This window comes from Aeromonas sp. QDB34 (assembly GCF_027705405.1).
Taxonomy (GTDB): Bacteria; Pseudomonadota; Gammaproteobacteria; order Enterobacterales; family Aeromonadaceae; genus Aeromonas; species Aeromonas hydrophila.
Genome location: NZ_JAPDBT010000058.1, coordinates 1 through 1,084, shown reverse-complemented (window position 1 = coordinate 1,084; position 1,084 = coordinate 1). Strand labels below are relative to the sequence as shown.

At 59.5% G+C, this 1,084-nt stretch carries 1 protein-coding gene; it reads left to right on the top strand.

What is annotated here, in order from left to right; translation table 11 throughout:
• Window positions 1-105: 105 nt before the first annotated feature.
• Complete coding sequence (locus OKC29_RS22975; protein ID WP_019706001.1) at window positions 106-1,053, top strand: IS30-like element ISAs2 family transposase; 948 nt, start codon at window positions 106-108, stop codon at window positions 1,051-1,053.
• The last annotated feature ends 31 nt before the right edge of the window (window positions 1,054-1,084 follow it).

Sequence of the window (1,084 nt, the reverse complement as noted above, 5' to 3'; positions counted from 1 at the left end):
CGGGAATTCAGATAATAAGTGCGACACTCATGGATGAATGGCGAGAGGTGGCCAACTGCTGATTGGTGGTACCCTTCTGCTCGCCAAAGTAAAAGCAGTATCACCATGAGCTATCAGCAGTTGACCGAGGGGCAACGATACCAGTTATCGGTGCTTCGCGCACAGGGGATGTCCATCCTTGCCACCGCACGCGCCATTGGCGTTCATCGCTCCACCCTCTACCGGGAGCTGCGTCGTAACGCCGGGCCGCAGGGCTACCAGCCAGACAATGCGCATCAGCACGCCACCCACCGACGGGCCAGTGCGGCCAAATCTCGGCTATCTGCCGATGTCATCCAGTTTGTCGAGCTGACACTCGCCTGGTGGTGGAGCCCGGAGCAGATAAGCGCGGTGGGCAAGCAGATAGGCCTCATGGTGAGTCACGAGTGGATATACCGCCATGTGGCCGCCGACAAAGCCCGGGGTGGCCAGTTGTACCGCCATCTGCGCCAGGGCCACAAGCGCTACCGCAAGGGGGCGAGCAGCCTGCGTTCTCCCATCAAGGAAGCCCGCTCTATTGATGAACGGCCGGCTATCGTCGATAGCCGGGAGCGGCTCGGTGATTGGGAGGCGGACACGGTGCTGGGCAAGCAAGGCACAGGTGCACTGGTCACCCTGGTGGAGCGCAAGAGCCGGCTCTATCTGGTCAAGCGGGTCGCGAGCAAACAGGCTGGGGTGGTGCGGGATGCGATAATCGAGATGTTAACGCCCTACATCGAGCAGGTGCATACCATCACCTTTGACAACGGCGGCGAGTTTGCCGAACACAAGGCGATAGAGGAAGCGCTGGGTGCCGAGACTTACTTTGCGCACCCTTACTCTTCGTGGGAGCGCGGTCTGAACGAGAACAGCAATGGGCTGTTGAGGCAGTTTATCCCAAAGGGAACAGACCTGAGAGAGGTCACGGACGAGGATGTCAGGAGAGCGGAGCAGTGGCTCAACCTACGACCTCGGAAATGTCTCGGATTCAGGCAGCCTGTCAAGGTATTCGAAGAGTACCGTCAGGCGGCATAGGCGAGTGTCGCACTTCGAAGTTGAATTCGCG